The sequence below is a fragment of the Pseudomonas paraeruginosa PA7 genome (assembly GCF_000017205.1).
GTDB classification, from domain to species: domain Bacteria; phylum Pseudomonadota; class Gammaproteobacteria; order Pseudomonadales; family Pseudomonadaceae; genus Pseudomonas; species Pseudomonas paraeruginosa.
In genome coordinates, this window is sequence record NC_009656.1 from 2,644,219 (window position 1) to 2,661,162 (window position 16,944).

14 protein-coding genes and 1 tRNA gene are annotated in these 16,944 nt (G+C 64.9%); 8 read left to right on the plus strand and 7 right to left on the minus strand.

Annotated features, from left to right (window positions below; translation table 11 throughout):
• Positions 1 to 40: 40 nt before the first annotated feature.
• Positions 41 to 1,666 carry an arylsulfatase gene (locus tag PSPA7_RS12565; protein ID WP_012075481.1) on the minus strand — a complete coding sequence of 542 codons (1,626 nt, stop codon included), beginning with the start codon at positions 1,664 to 1,666 and terminating at the stop codon, positions 41 to 43.
• A 413-nt stretch (positions 1,667 to 2,079) separates the two neighbouring features.
• On the opposite strand from PSPA7_RS12565, the gene PSPA7_RS12570 reads away from it, so the two are divergent.
• On the plus strand, positions 2,080 to 3,996 hold the full coding sequence (locus tag PSPA7_RS12570) for a sulfatase-like hydrolase/transferase (protein WP_003149454.1): 1,917 nt from the start codon (positions 2,080 to 2,082) through the stop codon (positions 3,994 to 3,996).
• 61 nt (positions 3,997 to 4,057) lie between these two features.
• Here PSPA7_RS12570 and PSPA7_RS12575 read toward each other — a convergent pair whose 3' ends face one another.
• The 3 genes from PSPA7_RS12575 to PSPA7_RS12585 form a co-directional block, all read right to left on the minus strand.
• A complete protein-coding gene (locus PSPA7_RS12575) occupies positions 4,058 to 5,419 on the minus strand; it encodes a DUF1329 domain-containing protein (protein WP_012075484.1) in 1,362 nt (453 codons plus the stop codon).
• A 53-nt stretch (positions 5,420 to 5,472) separates the two neighbouring features.
• Positions 5,473 to 7,422, minus strand: a complete 1,950-nt coding sequence (locus PSPA7_RS12580) for a DUF1302 domain-containing protein (protein ID WP_012075485.1) — start codon at positions 7,420 to 7,422, stop codon at positions 5,473 to 5,475.
• A gap of 156 nt (positions 7,423 to 7,578) precedes the next feature.
• Positions 7,579 to 8,910, minus strand: a complete 1,332-nt coding sequence (locus tag PSPA7_RS12585; RefSeq protein WP_012075486.1) for a glycoside hydrolase family 1 protein — start codon at positions 8,908 to 8,910, stop codon at positions 7,579 to 7,581.
• Between the two features lie 359 nt (positions 8,911 to 9,269).
• Between PSPA7_RS12585 and PSPA7_RS12590 the strand changes: the two genes are divergently transcribed.
• The 3 genes from PSPA7_RS12590 to PSPA7_RS12600 all read left to right on the plus strand — a co-directional run bounded on the left by PSPA7_RS12590 (position 9,270) and on the right by PSPA7_RS12600 (position 10,917).
• A complete protein-coding gene (locus tag PSPA7_RS12590; RefSeq protein ID WP_012075487.1) occupies positions 9,270 to 9,887 on the plus strand; it encodes a TetR/AcrR family transcriptional regulator in 618 nt (205 codons plus the stop codon).
• A 214-nt stretch (positions 9,888 to 10,101) separates the two neighbouring features.
• Positions 10,102 to 10,175, plus strand: a tRNA-Cys gene (locus tag PSPA7_RS12595).
• 298 nt (positions 10,176 to 10,473) lie between these two features.
• Positions 10,474 to 10,917, plus strand: coding sequence for an EF-hand domain-containing protein (locus PSPA7_RS12600; protein WP_012075489.1), 444 nt, complete (start codon positions 10,474 to 10,476; stop codon positions 10,915 to 10,917).
• Between the two features lie 126 nt (positions 10,918 to 11,043).
• Here the strand turns inward: PSPA7_RS12600 and PSPA7_RS12605 are convergent, their stop codons facing one another.
• Positions 11,044 to 12,084 carry a hypothetical protein gene (locus PSPA7_RS12605; RefSeq protein WP_012075490.1) on the minus strand — a complete coding sequence of 347 codons (1,041 nt, stop codon included), beginning with the start codon at positions 12,082 to 12,084 and terminating at the stop codon, positions 11,044 to 11,046.
• 200 nt (positions 12,085 to 12,284) lie between these two features.
• On the opposite strand from PSPA7_RS12605, the gene PSPA7_RS12610 reads away from it, so the two are divergent.
• From PSPA7_RS12610 to kynA, 3 genes are all read left to right on the plus strand, one after another.
• Positions 12,285 to 12,884, plus strand: coding sequence for a hypothetical protein (locus tag PSPA7_RS12610; protein ID WP_041025337.1), 600 nt, complete (start codon positions 12,285 to 12,287; stop codon positions 12,882 to 12,884).
• Between the two features lie 168 nt (positions 12,885 to 13,052).
• A complete protein-coding gene (mdaB, locus tag PSPA7_RS12615; protein WP_003149479.1) occupies positions 13,053 to 13,643 on the plus strand; it encodes an NADPH:quinone oxidoreductase MdaB in 591 nt (196 codons plus the stop codon).
• Positions 13,644 to 13,963: 320 nt separating this feature from the next.
• Complete coding sequence (gene kynA / locus PSPA7_RS12620) at positions 13,964 to 14,830, plus strand: tryptophan 2,3-dioxygenase (protein ID WP_012075492.1); 867 nt, start codon at positions 13,964 to 13,966, stop codon at positions 14,828 to 14,830.
• 31 nt (positions 14,831 to 14,861) lie between these two features.
• On the opposite strand, the gene PSPA7_RS12625 is transcribed toward kynA, so the two are convergent.
• Together PSPA7_RS12625 and PSPA7_RS12630 are read right to left on the minus strand one after the other, a co-directional pair.
• Positions 14,862 to 15,422: a GNAT family N-acetyltransferase gene (locus PSPA7_RS12625; RefSeq protein ID WP_003149483.1), complete on the minus strand. Its 561-nt coding sequence runs from the start codon at positions 15,420 to 15,422 to the stop codon at positions 14,862 to 14,864.
• 14 nt (positions 15,423 to 15,436) lie between these two features.
• Positions 15,437 to 15,874, minus strand: a complete 438-nt coding sequence (locus tag PSPA7_RS12630) for an Lrp/AsnC family transcriptional regulator (RefSeq protein WP_003149485.1) — start codon at positions 15,872 to 15,874, stop codon at positions 15,437 to 15,439.
• A 133-nt stretch (positions 15,875 to 16,007) separates the two neighbouring features.
• Between PSPA7_RS12630 and PSPA7_RS12635 the strand changes: the two genes are divergently transcribed.
• Positions 16,008 to 16,907 (plus strand): DMT family transporter, encoded by a 900-nt coding sequence (locus PSPA7_RS12635; RefSeq protein WP_012075494.1) that lies wholly within the window; start codon positions 16,008 to 16,010, stop codon positions 16,905 to 16,907.
• The last annotated feature ends 37 nt before the right edge of the window (positions 16,908 to 16,944 follow it).

The following is a 16,944-nucleotide window of genomic DNA, read 5'->3' on the forward strand; positions in this document are numbered from 1 at the left end:
CTCTCGCCCCCGCCGGCGAAAGGTCCGGAGCGAGGCTGCGTCAGGGTTGCGGAAGGACCGCCATGGGCGGCGCGACGACACCCACGTCCCTGGCATAGCTTCCCCAGGCGGCTTCCAGCTGCTTCAGCCGGTCCGGCATCTCGGCGGAGAGATCATGGGTTTCACCCGGGTCCCGGGCCACATCGAACAGGCGCCAGGCGCCATTGCCGGTATCGGTGATCTTCCAGTCGCCCTGGCGGAGGGAGCGCGAGCCGAAGACTTCGGTGCCGATCGCGTCGTCCGGTCCGTAGACGTACTCGCGCCGACCCTTCAGGTAGGGCACCCAGCTCCGCCCGCGTAGCGGCTCGATCGCGCGGCCCTGGAAACTACCGTCGGTCAGCGGAATGCCAGCGAATTCAAGGAGAGTCGGGGTGACGTCCATTATCGAGAGGAAGGCCGTCGAGACGGCGCCGGACCTGCCCAGGCCGGGGTACCGAAGAAACGCGGCATTGCGGGTACCGCCCTCGGTGGCATAGTACTTGATCAGCCAGGACGGCGCGCTGCCAGCCTGGGCCCAGCCGGGGCCGTAGCCGAAGTAGGACGTGGCGTTGCCGCGATTCTCCAGGCGGTTGTCGGCACTGGCCGGCATTTCCTTGGTGGTGGCGGTATCGCGGCCTTCGGGACCGTTGTCGGAAAGGAACAGGATGAGTGTGTCGTCCAGCTCGCCGCTGCGCTTGAGTGCGCTGACGACACGGCCGACGTTCTGGTCCAGGCGGTCCACCATCGCGGCATAGACTTCCATGTCGCGGGCGGCGAGTCGTTGCCGTTCCGGATCCAGCTCGTCCCAGCGCCGGGTCATGACCATTGGCCGGACCTGCGTGCTCGGAGCCAGCAGGCCGAGTCCCGCCTGCCGGGCGAGACGGCTCTCGCGGAGCCGGTCGTAGCCCTGGTCGTAGCGTCCCTTGTATTTCTCGATGACTTCCCTCGGCGCCTGCAATGGCCAATGGGGAGCGGAGAAAGCCAGGTAGGCGAAGAATGGCTTGGCCCCTTCGTCACGCCGGCCGAGAAATTCCAGCAGCTTGCTGGTGAAGAAGTCGGAGGAATAGAAACCCCGCGGCAGTTGCGCGAGCCGTACGCCATCCTCGGTATAGACCGCACCGCCGGTGTTCTGCTCCGGCGCCTTGTTCAGGTCCGCGGCGAAGTCCAGGCCGTAGTGGTTGTGGGAGCCCTGCAGCAGCGCGAAGCTGTGCTGGAAGCCGCGGGCGTGCGGATCCTGTTGCGGGGCGAGGCCCATGTGCCACTTGCCGGCCATCATGGTGCGGTAGCCGGCGGCGGCGAAGCGCTCCGCCAGGGTGACCACGTCCGGCCGCAGATAGCCTTCGTAGCCTGGTCTGCCTTTCTGGTTGGGCGCCACCCGTTCGGCCATGGTGCCGAAGCCGGCGCGGTGGCTGTCGGTGCCGGTCAGCAACATGGCGCGCGAGGGCGAGCAGGTGGGAGCGGTGTGGAAGCCGGTGAAGCGGACGCCCTCCCTGGCGAGGGCGTCCAGGTTCGGCGTGTCGATCTCGCCGCCGAACGCGCCAAGGTCGGAAAAGGCCAGGTCGTCGGCGACTATGACCAGTACGTTCGGCTGCCGGGCCCCCGCCTGGACGGACGCCGACATGATCGCGCCGGCGAGCAGAACCGCCATGGCGAGTGGCGTTTTCCCCATCTTCCGGCCATCCGCCGAATGGCGCCTGGCTGGTTTTTCCTGTTGTCCTGGTCGGTGCATATCGGGTTCCTCTGTGTGTTGTTGTTATTTGGCGTGCGCAGGGACCTGTACCTGGCTGGTGCGGTGTTTCGCGTCCGGGGCGGGGTGGTCGGCATGTGTTGGTCGAAATTATCCGTTCGGATAGTTGCTGTCGTCCCGGTGCTTGTCAATGCCTGCCCGGCGCCAGGAGGGTGGACTCTGGGAGTTCGGCTTGCCATAAATTATCCGTTTGGATATTTTGCCCTGAATGCGGGCTCCGTGAGTCCCCCAGGTCATCGCCGTCCGGAGGTGGCTCGACGGAGTTCGTTCCTTCATGCGGCCGCCTTGGCGGCCCCTGGACCGAGCCGAAAAACATGCCGCAGATCGACCGCCGTCGACTTCTCCAGTGGGGCTCCATGTTCCTGGCGTCTTCCCTGACCGGTGTTTCCCTGGCCTCGACGAGTCGCAGGCAATCCCGGCCCAACATCCTGTGGCTGGTCAGCGAGGACAACTGTCCTTTCATCGGCGCCTACGGCGATCCACTGGCCAGGACGCCTACCCTGGACAGGCTCGCCCACGAGGGCATCCTCTACCGCAACGTATATTCCAACGCGCCGGTCTGCGCGCCCTCGCGCTTCGGCATCCTTACCGGGGTGTACGCCGAGTCCTGCGCCCCCGCCAACCACATGCGCGCCCGGGCCAGGCTGCCGGATGTCTTGAAGACCTATCCGCAGTATCTTCGCGAGGCCGGCTACTACTGCAGCAACAACGCCAAGACGGACTACAACTGCGATGTCGATCCGTCCGCCATCTGGGACGAATGCAGCGGCAGCGCGCACTGGCGCTCGCGCCCACGGGACACGCCGTTCATGGCGGTGTTCAACCACGAGACGACGCACGAGTCGCGAATCTTCTTCGACAGGGGCGGCGCGGTGCGGCCGCAGGACATCCGGGTACCGGCCTACCTGCCGGACACTCCAGCCATCCGCCAGGACTTCGCTTCCTACTACAACCTCATGGAGCGCCTGGACGGTCAGATCGCCGAACGCCTGGCCGAGCTGGAGGAGGATGGCCTGGCCGAGGACACCATCGTTTTCTATTACTCGGACAACGGCGGCGTGCTTCCGCGCAGCAAGCGCTATTGCTACGAAGAGGGGCTGCGCTGCGCGTTGATCGTGCGGGTCCCGAAGAAATGGGCGCACCTGGTGGACATGCCGGCGGGTAGCCAGGTCGACACGCCGGTGACCTTCATCGACCTGGCTCCCAGCGTGCTGGCCCTGGCCGGGTTGCCCGCTCCAGCGCAGATGCAGGGCTCGGCGCTGTTCGCCGTCGCCGAGCCGAGGACGCAGCGCCATGCCTTCGGCATGCGCAACCGCATGGACGAGCGCTACGACTTCGTACGAACGGTCAGCGATACCCGCTATCGCTACATCCGTAACTACCTGCCGCACCGCATCTGTGGCCAGTACCAGGCATTCGGCTGGATGGCCGGGGGCTACCGGGACTGGTTGCGCCTGTTCCAGGAGGGCCGGCTCTCGCCGCAGCAGGCGGCATTCTTCGGTGAACGGCCCCACGAGGAACTCTACGACCTCCGGCAGGATCCGGACGAGGTGGCCAACCTGGCGGATTCGCCCGCGCATCGCGAAAAGCTCGAGGAACTGCGGGGTGTCCTCGACCGGCACATGCTGCAGATCAACGACAATGGTTTCATCCCCGAGGGTTCGCCGCTGGAGGGCTATCTCGAGAGCCGGAAGCCGGGCGCCTACCCACTGCAACGGATCATGCGCCTGGCCGTGATCGCCGCGCGTCGCGATCCGGCCTCGCTGGACGTGCTGATCGCCAGTCTCGACGACGAGAACGAAGTCATCCGCTTCTGGGCCGCGAGCGGGCTGCTGATGTTGCGCGAGCGGGCAGCGCCGGCGCGCGAAAGACTGTTGAAGACGCTCCACGAAGACACCTCGCAGACGCGCATCGTCGCCGCCGAGGCCCTGGTTCACCTGCATGAGGAAGGACCGGCGATCGCGTTGCTTGCCGGCTACCTCGACCCTGGGCGGGACAAGCCGCTGCGCCTGCAGGCGATCAACGCGCTGACCTATTGCGGCGCGCCGGCGCGAGCGGTGCTGCCGGCGCTCAAGACCTGCGCCGAGGACGACGACCAGGACGTGCGCAGTTCCTCCGAGTACCTGGTGCGGGTGCTGGAAGGGCGTTTCGATCCGGAGAAACCGGTGTTCGACCTGTGGTTCTTCCTGCGCCAGCGTGTCGTGGAGGCGATTAGGGCACGGCTTGGCTGAGGGTGGGAGTTTCCCGGCCGGATGACAGCGGCCGGGATATGTCGCGGGAAACGTACCGTGCTCAGCGAACGCCACGCGCCCGCAGGCTCGCCGGGCTGAAGTAGTCTTCGTTCGGGGCCGGCTGGCTGTAGTCGGTGGTGCCGGGCTGCTCGTTATCCAGCCATTGCACCATGTAGCGGCGCGACTGCAGGTCATGGAAGACATCCAGTATCGCCCCGGTGGCCGGCAGCTCGTAGAGTCCCGCCAGGTAGGCCATCGACACCCGCCACAGGTCGCCCCGGCTGTCGTACTGGTCCACCACCGCCACGCTCCAGCTGTCCTCGTCGAGGTACAGGGTGCGCTTGCTGTAGATATGGCGAGCGCCGGGCTTGAGCCTGCCTTCCACCACCCAGACCCGGTGCAGCTCGTAGCGGGTGTATTGCGGATCGAGATGTCCGGGCTCGATCAGATCCTTGTATTTCACCTGGGGACTGCCGAGCCGGTAGTTGTTGTAGGGGATGTAGATTTCCCGCTTGCCTACCAGCGACCAGTCGAAGCGGTCCGGCGCGCCGTTGAACATGTCCGTATCGTCCATGGTGCGCAGCCCGTCGGTGCTGCTGCCGGGGGTGTCGTAGGCGAACAGCGGGGCGCGGCGGACGCGGCGCTGTCCCGGGTTGTAGGTCCAGGCCTGGCGGGGTTCCTTCGCCTGGTCGAGGGTTTCGCGCACCAGGTTCGCCGCGCCGGCCATGCGCGCTGGCGCCTTGGTCAGCGTCTGGTAGTAGAACAGGGTGTTGTTCAGGCCGGCGAAGCTGCCGCCCTGCTGGTAGTACTTGAATAGCATGTTGTACTGGGTGGTGACCGGTGTGAAGCTACCGTCCCGCTGCACGGCGGCTTCCGAGGAGTTACGCACGAAGTAGCTGCCGCGGTAGCGGGCGATATGGTTCCACAGCGCTTCCAGCCCGTTGGCCGGGATCGGAAAGGGCACCCCGCCGAACGCCTCGGTGAAGCCGTTGCCGCCCTCCGCCAGCCTGGCGCTGGTGGCGTTGCGAAAGACGTTGTCGTAGACCCACTGCGGCGCTGCGCCGGTGCGCCGGGTGGGATAGACCGGCATCTGGAAGCTGTCCGGGTAGGCCTTGAACAGGGCGATCTCGCCAGGCGTCAGGTTGGCCTGGTACTGCGCCAGGTTGGCCTGGGTGATGGTGAACAGCGGCTTGTCCGCGGCGAACGGGTCGGGGCGGTGGCGTCCGGGAACATAGCCCGCCGGTGGCTGGGTCAGGCCGCCCTCCCAGGCCGGGATGGTGCCGGCGGCATTGCCGGCTCTCTCCGCGCCCAGGGGCGTCAGGTCGTTCTTCAGCCGCACCGCTTCCCCGGCGGGGACCGCGGCCAGGGCGGCGCTGGTGGCAAGCGCCAGCACGGCGCCGAGCAGGGGGTACAGGTTGCGCATGGTTGCTCTCCATGGAGAGGTCCGCCGGGCCGTCAGGGCACGGCGGGACCGGGTCAGAAGGAGTACTTGAGATTGAGGCCGAGGTTGTCGCGGTCGCGCATGTTGTTGCGCTGCCCGGCGCCGTAGAACTCGGTGTATTGCAGTTCCGCCTCGAGAGAGGCGCGGTAGCTGGCCCTGAGGCCGAGGGTGTGGGCCTTGCGGCCTTCGATGAAGTTGCCGGCCGAGGAGGAGTTGCCCTTGAAGTCCTCCTTGTAGACCAGGTATGGCGAGAGGTTGATGCCGGCCACCACGTCGTTCCAGGTACCCGACAGTTGCAGGGTGTAGCCGTAGGCGTTGCGGTCGACCTGGCCGTCGCGGCCGAAGCCGGCGCCCTTGTTGGCCCCGCTGGCGTAGTGGCGCACGCTGCCATCGAAGGCGGTGTACTTGAGACTGCTGCCGCGCAGGTGATCGCCAGCCAGTTCGGCCACCCCCGCCAGGCTGTCGAAGGACAGCGCCGGGCCGAAGTTGTAGAGGGCGCCGATGGAGGTGTTGAAGGACTCCACGCGTTCATAGTTGTGGACCGTGGAGCTTCCCAGGCTGATCGGCTGGCCGCCGACATTCACGATCTGGCCGGCATTCAGCCGGGGAGCCTGGCTCATCAGATCGCCGAGCAGATCGTCGGTTGCGGCGATGCCGATCGGCAGGTTCGGCCTGTAGGCCAGTTCTCCGAATACCGTGGCATTGCCCAGCGTGGTGTTGAAGCTCACGCCGAACATGCGGATATCCTCGGGATACTCGCGCTGGGCAACCAATTGGTTGGTCACATCGGCGACCGTCGCGCCGTTGATCAGTCGCAATGCCTGGGATGCGGCCGCATTGCCACCGCGAGCTGCGGCGGCGAGCTCGGCGTAGCTACCGAAGCCCCCGAGCGAGGCCAGCCGGTCGAGGTTCACTCCGGCATAGGCGTCGTCCAGGTGGGCGGTCACCGAGGGTTCCTTGGCGTGATAGTTGACGAAATAGAAGCCGAACTCGGTGGAGTTGAGCGATTCCGCGAAGTAGCGGAAGGCCACGCCGAACTGCCCGTCGTTGCGCGCGTTGATATCCGGGCCGACGCTGGCGACCTTGAGCACGCCGTTGCCGTCCAGGTAGGGATTGCCCTGCAGGCCGGCGACATGGTTGCCCGCCAGTTGGCGATACAGGTCCTGGAACTGGGGGTTGGCCAGCGAAGCGACCCTTGCGTAGGCCGTGTTGCCGCCATCGGCGAACAGGTCGGTGCCCGAGTAGAAGGTGCCTACCGGGTCGATCCGGGTTTCCTTCCAGTTCCACTGGTAGAAGGCATCCATCGACAGGTTGTCGGTCAGGCCCGCATTGAAGCTGATCGCCTCGATCGGGATCAGCACCTCCTTCACCTCGGAACCCGGCAGGTGGAAGGCCGAGGCGTCGACCGGGTTGGTGGTGTTGACGCCGCCGCGATAGAACAGGCCTTCGCCCCAGTTGAAGACCTGGCGGCCGAGGCGGGCTGTGAGTGGTCTACCGGCGACATCCCAGTTGCCATAGACGTAGGCGTCTAGAATTTCCGCGCGGTGCCCGGCGACATCCCGCGTCGCATCGGTGAAATGGTCGTCGCGGGGATACGACTGGCTGGGCAGGCGCGGCGAGTCGTTGTCGTAGTAGTCGTTGCGCTTGTCCATGATCTGCGTGTCGTAGAAGGTCGAGCCACGCAGGAACAGGCCATGGTTGCGCCAGGAGGCGCCGAGGTCGGAGGTGATCTTGTAGACCTCGGAGACCAGGCCGGGATCGAAGTTGCGGTTGCCGTCGTTGCCGTTGATGTCGTCGTTGTTCTTGTCGCGGCCCTGGACGCGCCACAGCGCGCCGTAGGAGATGGTGGTGTCCAGCGATCCGGAGACTTCGTTGTCGAGAAAGCTGAACTCCACTGCCTGGGCCTGTTCCGCCAGGCACAGCGGCAGCAGTCCGGCGAAAGCCAGGGCGGTACGCACTGGCGGCTTGAGAGAGAAGGTACCCATGGCGAAACACCCCTTGGTCTGATCATTGTTATCGGGCCTGTGGCCCTGTTGTTGTCGATCCGGCGTGTAGCGTCGTCGCTTCGTCGCTCGGTGACGGAGCGCCGTCACAGGCGCGTCGGGCCGCACCGCGAGACGGTGCTGCCCGGCGGCGGTATTTCAGTGCTTCGGTGCGTCGAGGGCGGCGTTGGCGCGAATGCACTCGGCGAAGTAATGCAGGCTGCGTTTCGGGGTCCGCGACAGGTCGTTGCGATCGACATGGATGAGCCCGAAGCGCTTGGCGAAGCCCTGGGCCCACTCCCAGTTGTCGGTCGCCGACCAGTAGAACAGGCCTTTCAACCGAGCTCCTTCCGCCTGGGCGGCCTGGGCCGCTTTCAGGTAGCTGGCCAGGTATCCGATCCGCTGGTGATCCTCCACCACGCCGTCGCGAGGCGCGGGGTCCGGCACGGCGAAACCGGTCTCGGTGATGTACAGCTCGGGGGCGTCGTAGTCGCGGTGCAGCCTGAGGAGCATTTCGGTAAGGCCATCGGGCTCGACATGGAAATAGTCGGTGCGCGGCAACTGCGCTGGCGCTTCGCCCTGGGCGACGCCGAGGGAGCCGCCGCTGTCCGGGCGAACGTAGATGCGGCTGTAGTAGTTGAGGCCGAGGAAGTCCGGTTTCACCGCGATCAGCTGCATGTCGCCTTCGCGCACCAGCGGTGCCACCAGCCGGTCGACGGGCGCCGGATAGCCCTTGCCGTAGAGGGGATCGACGAAGGCGCGGTTCCACAGTGCGTCCACCAGGTGGACCTGGGTGTCGTAGCGCTGCCCATGCTCGGCGCGCACCGGCTGCAGGTTCACCGTGGTACCGATGCGCGGCCGTCCCGGCAGGCTTGCCCGCAGGGCCTGGAACGCCAGGCCCTGGGCCAGGTTCTGGTGATGGATGGCGGCGAAGGCGGCACTCGCGGAGTCGAGTGCCGGGGCATGGACCTGCGCGGCATAGCCGCGTAGCGCGACGCTGTTCGGTTCGTTGAGGACGATCCACTGGTCGATGCGATCGCCCAGCCTGTCGGCGACGACCTCGGCGTAGTCGGCGAAGCGCTGGCAGATGTCGCGATCACGGAAGTCGCCGGCCCAGGTCGGCACGTCCCAGTGGAACAGGGTCGGCCAGGGGGTCAGGCCGCGTTCGAGCATCGCATCGACCATCCGTTCGTAGACCTCCAGCCCCGCGGCGCTGGCCGGTCCAGGACCGTTCGGCTGCACCCGGGGCCAGGCGATGGAAAAGCGGAAAGCCTGGACGCCGGCGTCGGCAAGTAGGGCTAGGTCTTGCGGGTAGCGCTCTTCGAAACCCGTGCAGAGCGCATTGGTCGAGCCGTCCAGCACGCCGCCGCGCTCGTCGCAGAACAGGTCCCAGTTGCTGCGGCCGCGGCCGTTGCGGCTCTCGGTCTGGGCGGCCGAGGCGGCTACCCCCCAGATGAAACCGGGATTGAAGGGGGCGGGGGATGGCGTCATGGCAAGCTCCTTTTTTCTGGTTGTGTGGCGTGACGGTTCGACGCCGCTAGGCGCCGGGCGGGGAGACGAGACGGAGAGGGCGCGTCGCGCCACGATGCTGGGCGAGGGAGGTGGCGCTCTCTGCTGTGGCGAACGGAGTGCGCGGAGGGAAGAGCGTCGGACATCTGGTTCCTGCCTTTCCGAGCCTGTTGTTGTTATTGCCCGTCCGATGCCGAGGCCGGCGGAAGAGGATGAGATCGGAGGGAGTCATTAAATTATCCGACCGGATAGATACCTGGCTGAAATGGTATTGTCAATGGGAGGGGACCTACGCCAGACTCCGGACCATCCAATCAGATGGGGCAGGTAGAAGCGGACCTATGAATCGACGAGTAGCCAAGCAGGAACGCAGCGAGCAGACCCGGACGGACATTCTGCAGACGGCGCTGGATCTCTTCTCGACGCGAGGGTTCGCCGCGGTGAGCCTGCGCGACATCGCCGAGCGGGTAGGGGTCAACCACGCGATGATCCGCTATCACTTCGGCAGCAAGGAGGAGCTCTGGCGGGACAGCGCGGCCTATCTGTTCGAGCGCCTGGCCGAGGAGATTCCGGCTCCGGACCTGGCGAGCGAGGCGGATCCGGTGGCGGCGCTCAAGCGCTACATCAAGGACTACGTCCACTACTGCGCCCGGCACCCGGAACACGCGCGCCTGATGGTGCAGGAGTCCATCGTGGCGTCGGACCGGCTGCAATGGGTGTCCGAGAACTACATCCGCCCCAATCATGCCCGGACCCTGAAGCTGATCGAGGGCGCCAGCCTGCCTGCCGGGCTAACCGGGATGGACCCGGTCATGCTCCTGTACATGGTGGTGGCGATCGCCCAGATGCCCTACCTGGTCACCGCCGAACTGCAGTTCTCCCACGAGCGCGATGTACTGACGAACGAAGCGATCGAGGCGCACGCCGACGCGGTGGTGAAATTCATCTTCCGTGATTGAGTGCCTGTCCGGACGGGCTACATGGAACGCAATGGACTGATATGCAAAGTTTTTTTCGCGCAGCGCTTGCCAAGGTCGGCGAATCCGTCCATAATTGCGTCCATTCCAGCGGTAAGTGACTTAAAACTCTTTTGAAATCAAAGAGTTATAAGGTCAAATTTATCCAGGAAAGAGAATTTCAGCGCCACGCCGATCGCGTGGCGCTTCGTTCAAAGGCTGAGTAGCAGAGTGGTTATGCACCGGATTGCAAATCCGTGAACGCCGGTTCGATTCCGACCTCAGCCTCCAATAGAAAAGCCCCGTAGCTCAATGAGTTACGGGGCTTTTTTCTTTCCTTGCCCGGGCGAAGCCCCAAGGCTTCGCAGCGCCCCCGTTATCTGCGTGACGGCAAGCCGGCTGGATGATCGCCGGCATGCGCCCGGGCCGCTCGATCCGCTTGCAAGGGTTCGATCCGTTCGGTGCTTTTTACCTTTGCGCGCAGTTTCCTTGCGCGCAACACGCCGAATTTTCCTGTTCCCGCGTAGCGGCAGCAGGCCGCGGCAGTTAGGATGCCTCGACCGCATCCCACTACAGGGAGAGTTTCCATATGCGCTCGCTTACACGAATGCTATGCGCCGGCCTGCTGCTCGGGAGCATGGCGAGCCAGGCAATCGCCGCAGGGATCGACGATATTTTCCACTCGCAGGATACCGACAAGGACGGCGCGCTTTCGCTCGAGGAGGCGCGCGCTGCCGCTCCGGAAGCTTTTCGCCGCCTTGATCGTGACGGCAATGGCATCGTCGACGCGGATGAAATCGCGGCGAACATGGTTGCCGAGGCCGGGCCGGGGATGGTCATTCCGCCGGTGACACTGGCCGCGGTGTCGAAGAGCACTGTCGAGCTTTGGGATGGCAACCGCGATGGCAAGGTCACCGGGCAGGAATATTCGGATTCGGCCGTCACCCTGCTGATGCTGGCCGATGCGGATGGCGACCGCCGGGTGACCCGCGAAGAGTTGCAGCGTTTTCGTGGTGAGCCCGCCGCTCGCTGATGGAACTGCCGCCCCAAGCCCGGCCTTGTGCCGGGCTTTTCGTTTCCGCCGGTGGCGTGCCGTGGGACGTCCGCGCCTGGCCGATCGGGGCGGCGCTGTTCGGCGCGGTAGTTCGGGGCGGCTCGCTTACCTGCCTGTCCGCTTCAGGGAGACCGGAAGACCCCAGGTCAGGTCCTGCATGCCTTCCTCGCCAAGGATCCGGGTCTTCATCGGTTGGATGCGGGCGAGCACCTGGCGGCCTGTCTCGGTCAGCGTCGGCTGCTCGCGAGCGATGAATTTCTTCGTCAGTTCCATCGGTGCCGGTCTCATGTAGACCTGGATGTCCTTCAGGGCACACTGGATATTCTGCGTGTCTACCGCCCTGCAACTTTTCCTGTCGTAGCTCACCGCCGGGGTCTTCAGGTGGAAGCGATCGCTGAGCAGGATCTGCCCGGGCTGTATGGTGAAGGACAGCGGGGCGTGGGCGTCGGGTATCTGCGCCTGCAGTTTGATGGACGGGACATCCTTGATCTTCGTGCCTTCGGTCCAGCCGCCGTCCGAGACTTTTTCCCGCTGGCTGTATTGCTGCGCGCTCCAGCCTACGCACTGGCCGGAGGCGACGTGCACGGCGTTGCAGACGTTCTGCGTGTAGGTATTGTCGGCATAGGCCGCATCGCGCCAGTAATTCTCCTTGACGAAGGTGCGATACAGCACGGCGGACAGGTTCACCAGGCCCTGCGGGCTGGCTTTCGGTTGCCCCTTGGGAGCCTCGACCTGGGCCAGGGTGCTGTCGATCCTGTAGTCGATCCCGCCAGACAGCAGGTAGGTCCCCGGCGGGACGATGTTGACCTCGAGGAAGTCCCACAGGTAGACGGCGTCCTTGATCTTCTCCAGGTCGTTGTTGGCGAAGGCCTGCATGTAGGCGATCCCGGGCACGTCCTTGTTCTTGAAGATGACCCGGTGCGAGTAGCTGGAAAGGTCGGTGACGCTCTTGTTGGGCATGAGCGCCGGCACCAGCACCACGGACATGCCCTCGCGGGTAGCCTCGTCGAGCATGTCCAGGAGCTGGTTGGTGGGGTTCTGCTGGGGGCTGCCGAGTCCGGTTCCGCCGAGAGGCGCACAGGCCGCCAGGAAGCCTGCGGGGGCCAGGAACGCGAAGGGGGTCAGACGCTGGGCGAGCGTTTTCATAAGATATCCTTATCCATACGAAACAATGACGGAGTGCGAACACAGGGAGAATCGTACTGTACTTCCCAAGCCCCAAAAAAGGGGGGGCCAGCATCGCCTGGCCGCCCCGGCACTCGCCAGGTGCGAGGCTTTCTCGCAAGTTGCGGAATACCAGGCCATGCATTGCTGCCGGTTCGACATCGAGGCAGAACGAGATCGGGATGGTATCCCGGCGCAAGGCAGCCCGGCGGAGGGAGACACTGTTCACCACCGGCCTGAACCCGTGCATCGGTGTGCTGCTGTGGGACGATAACTGGATAGTGCTGGGCCATTTGCAGGACTCCAGCAGAGGATCGTTCGAAAAGTCTTACCAAGCGGTGTTGGAAAAGATGCGCGCGGATTCCGCAGGCTCATCGGTCGTCTATGGGGGGATCGCCTATCACCGGCATTATGATGACAGCAGCATCGATCATCGGGAGACACTCAGGAATTTCCTTCGCCTCAATGGGGTCGTGGTCCAGACCGACTCGGTGGGAAGCAACGAGGATGCTGACTCGCCTTCGCTGAGAGTGGCTATCTCACGCTCCTCGAAATATCTCCATCCACAGATCAGGACGGCCCTGAAAAGATCGGCTGAACGCTTCCCCGACGATGCGGTTCCAAAGCCGCTCCAGGTGGCCAGGAGCGGCCAGTACGCCGGTCGGGTCCCGCTCAATGGCGCTCCTGCCATCGCGCTGGTGAGCGGTCAGAACACGGTGGAAACCTTCGACTATGGCAACTTCACTGACAAGATGAAGAAGAATGCACGGTACGCCCTGTAGAACCGCTGTCTCGGGCCTCGCCCGGATCGGATCCCTCGGTCATTCGTGATTTCCGATCAAATCTATTTTACCGCTCCGCCACTTTTTCCTCTTCCCGCGCCTGACTAACCTGCCGGTCCTTCAAGTGCGGGCGCCCGGCGCCCGTGTTATCCCTTCAAGGCGAACTTCATGAAAAACATTCTTCTGCTCAATGGCGGCAAACGCTTCGCCCATTCCGACGGCCGCCTCAACCAGACCCTGCACGAGGTTGCCCTGGCCCACCTGGATCGTCGCGGTTTCGATGTCTGCGAGACCTTCATCGATGGCGGCTACGACATCCAGGAAGAACTGGGCAAGTTCCTCCGCGCGGACGTGGTGATCTACCAGATGCCCGGCTGGTGGATGGGCGCGCCGTGGACAGTGAAACGCTATATCGACGAGGTGTTCACGGCAGGACACGGTAGTCTCTATGCCAACGATGGTCGTACGCGTTCCGACCATTCCCAGAAATACGGCAGTGGTGGGCTGGTCAGGGGCAAGCGCTACATGCTCTCGCTGACCTGGAACGCCCCGCAGCAGGCATTCGACGAACCGGATGATTTCTTCGAAGGAAAGGGCGTCGATGCGGTGTACTTCCCCTTTCACAAGGCCAACCAGTTCCTCGGGATGTCCGGCTTGCCGACCTTCCTGGCGGTGGACGTGATGAAGCGTCCGGATGTGCCGGCGACGGTGGCCGCCTATGAAGCGCATCTGGACAGGGTATTCGGCAACGCCGCTTGAAGTCGGGGCGGCTCCCGTGGCTTGTCGTCGGAGACGAGGGCGGACCGGGTGTGGTGTCGAACGATGCCGGCAAGCGATCCGGTTCCGGGCGTTTACCCGGCGCGTCGGGGCTGGTCTTAAATTCGAATTTTCCCCCGATCCGTCGAATTTGCTTTCATGAAGAACCGCCCGATCCGGCCGGTTTGCACGAATATTCGATTGGGCGCATCGTAAAATGAGCCCGCTTCGAGCGATTCGAAGCCACCCCGACAATGCCGCTGGCAGGATCGGTCCCGGCTCCCGGTGCCGCGAACGCCTGCCGCCGAATTCAGGAGATTCACATGTGTCCTTGCCCTCACTCCCAGGCCCAGGGAGAAACGGACGGAGAGGCTGAGTGGCATAACGCCGCGCTGGACTTCACCCATGCCATGAGCTACGGCGACTACCTGAGGCTGGACAAGGTCCTCGATGCCCAGTTCCCGCTGTCGCCCGACCACAACGAGATGCTGTTCATCATCCAGCACCAGACCTCGGAACTCTGGATGAAGCTGATGCTGCATGAGCTGCGAGCCGCCCGCGAGCACGTCAGGAGCGGCAAGCTGGGGCCGGCGCTGAAGATGCTGGCCAGGGTCTCGCGGATCTTCGACCAACTGGTGCATGCCTGGGCGGTGCTGGCTACCATGACACCGACGGAGTACAACACCATCCGTCCCTACCTGGGCCAGTCGTCCGGCTTCCAGTCCTACCAGTACCGCGAGATCGAATTCATCCTCGGCAACAAGAACGCCACCCTGCTCAAACCTCATGCCCATCGACCGGAGCTGCTGGCAGCCCTGGAGCAGGCCCTGCACACGCCGTCGCTGTACGACGAGGCGCTCCGCCTGATGGCCGCCCAGGGGCTGCCGGTGAGCCAGGAGCGGCTCGCCCGGGAGGCGGCCGCCGGCACCCGCTACGAGGCGTCGGTGGAGGAGGCGTGGCGGCAGGTCTACCAGGCGCCGGAGCGCTACTGGGACCTGTACCAGCTGGCGGAAAAGCTGATCGATCTCGAGGATTCGTTCCGCCAGTGGCGCTTCCGCCACGTGACCACGGTGGAGCGCATCATCGGTTTCAAGCCCGGTACCGGCGGCACCGACGGGGTGGGCTATCTGCGCAGCATGCTCGATACCATTCTGTTCCCCGAGCTGTGGCGGCTGCGTTCCAGCCTGTAGTGCCGGGATAGGCGCAGCGTGCTGCTGCGCCTCAGTCGTTGCCGGCGCTTCCCGCTTCCCACTCCTGCCGCAAGAGCCCCATGAGAACGACGTTCCAGCGTTCCCGGCCGACCCGGGTGGCGGAACGGCGCAAGCCTTCCTCGCGGAATCCCGCGCGTCGATAGAGATGACGGGCGGCGGAGTTCCAGTCGTACACGTTCAATTCCACGCGTTCGATGTCGGTATCGGCGAAGGCCTCGGCGAGGAGTGCATCCAGCATCCGCAGCCCCAGGCCCTGGCCGCGCGCGGTTGGCGCCAGGGCTATGCGAGCCAGGCGGGCGACGCCGTTGCGGCGGTCGAACAGCAATTGGCAATGGCCGATGACCTCGCCATCCCGGCAGGCGCTCCAGAGCAGGCGCAGCGGCGGTTGTCGGCGGCTTTCCGCGAGGTCGCCCTGCAACTGCCCGAAGGTCAGCGGATGCTGCAAGGCAGGCCCGGCCCATTGCACCAATTCCTTTTCCGTGGCGAACCAGCGCCGCAGCGTGGGAAAGTGTTCCGGCTGGAACGGGACGAGTTGCAGTTCCGAGGCGCAACCTGAGCCGGGTATGGGCATGCGGAGTGCCTAGCTCAAGTCATCGGGGGTAGCCGGCGCTTCACCGGAGACTTCTTGACGATGGCGGTATTGGTTTCCGCGTAGCCGTTGACCCGGTCCAACAGCGTGTCGAGCTGCTCCATCGAACGGACCTGGAGGCGGGCGATGAAACAGTCGTCGCCCGTGACCTTGTCGCATTCGGTGAATTCGGCGATCTCCTGGATCTGCCGTTCGACTTCGTGCAGCTTGCCGGGCAGGGGACGGATGCGCACGATCGCCTGGAACTGGTAGCCGAAGCAGCGGGGGTCGACGTCCAGGGTATAGCCGCGGATCACGCCTCGTTCCTCCAGCTTGCGCAGGCGTTCGGCGACGCTCGGGGCGGACAGCCCACCGATCTGGGCGAGAGCCTTGAGGGACAGCCGGGAATCGCCCATGAGGGCGTTGATCAGGCGTTGGTCGATATCGTCGATCATTTTCGTCTCGAAAGGTTTTTCGCCAGGATAACCTCGATAAAAAAGCACGCGACTCACTTTTGCCTTTTCCATGCGCTGGAGAGGCGGCGAGTGGCCTCGGATAATCATAGGCCTGTCTTGCGGGAGAGTGCTCATGAACGATCCGATCCGTCGCGGTACGCTGGAAATGACTTCGGCCATGCTGATCTGCGGCACCATCGGCTGGCTGGTACTGCTATCCGGTGAGCCGGTGCTCGACGTGGTGTTCTGGCGCTGCGTGTTCGGCTTCGCCGCCTTGCTGGCGGCCTGCGCCGCGCTCGGCCTCCTGCGCCGCGGGAGCCTGGGGCGCAAGGCATTCCTGCTGGCGCTGCTCAGCGGAGTGTTCATCGTCGGCAACTGGGTTCTGCTGTTCGCTTCCTATTCGCGGGCCTCGATCGCCATCGGTACCGCGGTCTACAACGTCCAGCCGTTCATGCTGGTCGCCCTGGGCGCGGCGTTCCTCGGCGAGAGGATCACGGCGCGCACGCTGGGCTGGCTGGGGTTGTCTTTCACCGGCATGCTGGCGATCGCCAGTGCCCACGATGACAGCGGTGGCGCGCGCGGCGACTACCTGCTCGGTATTCTCCTGGCGCTGGCCGCCGCGCTGCTGTATGCCTTCGCCGCGCTGATCGTGAAACGCCTGCGAGACACGCCGCCGCACCTGATCGCGCTGATCCAGGTGGGCGCCGGCGCGCTGATCCTCGCGCCGCTGGCCGATCTGGCCGATCCGCCCCGCGGCGCAGCGCCCTGGGCCAGCCTGGCGACGCTGGGCATCGTGCATACCGGACTGATGTACGTGCTGCTCTACGGCGCCATCCAGAAGCTGCCGACGGCGCTGACCGGTGCGCTGTCCTTCATCTATCCGGTCGCCGCGATCCTGGTGGACTGGGTGGTCTTCGAACATCGCCTGGGCCTGGCGCAGTGGCTCGGCGTGGTCGCCATCCTGCTCGCCGCGGCGGGCATGCAGCAGGGCTGGGGGGTGCGCCTGACGCGGCCGGCGATGCGCCGGGAATGAAAAAGCCCCGCGGCGGGCGCGGGGCTTTTGCATGGTG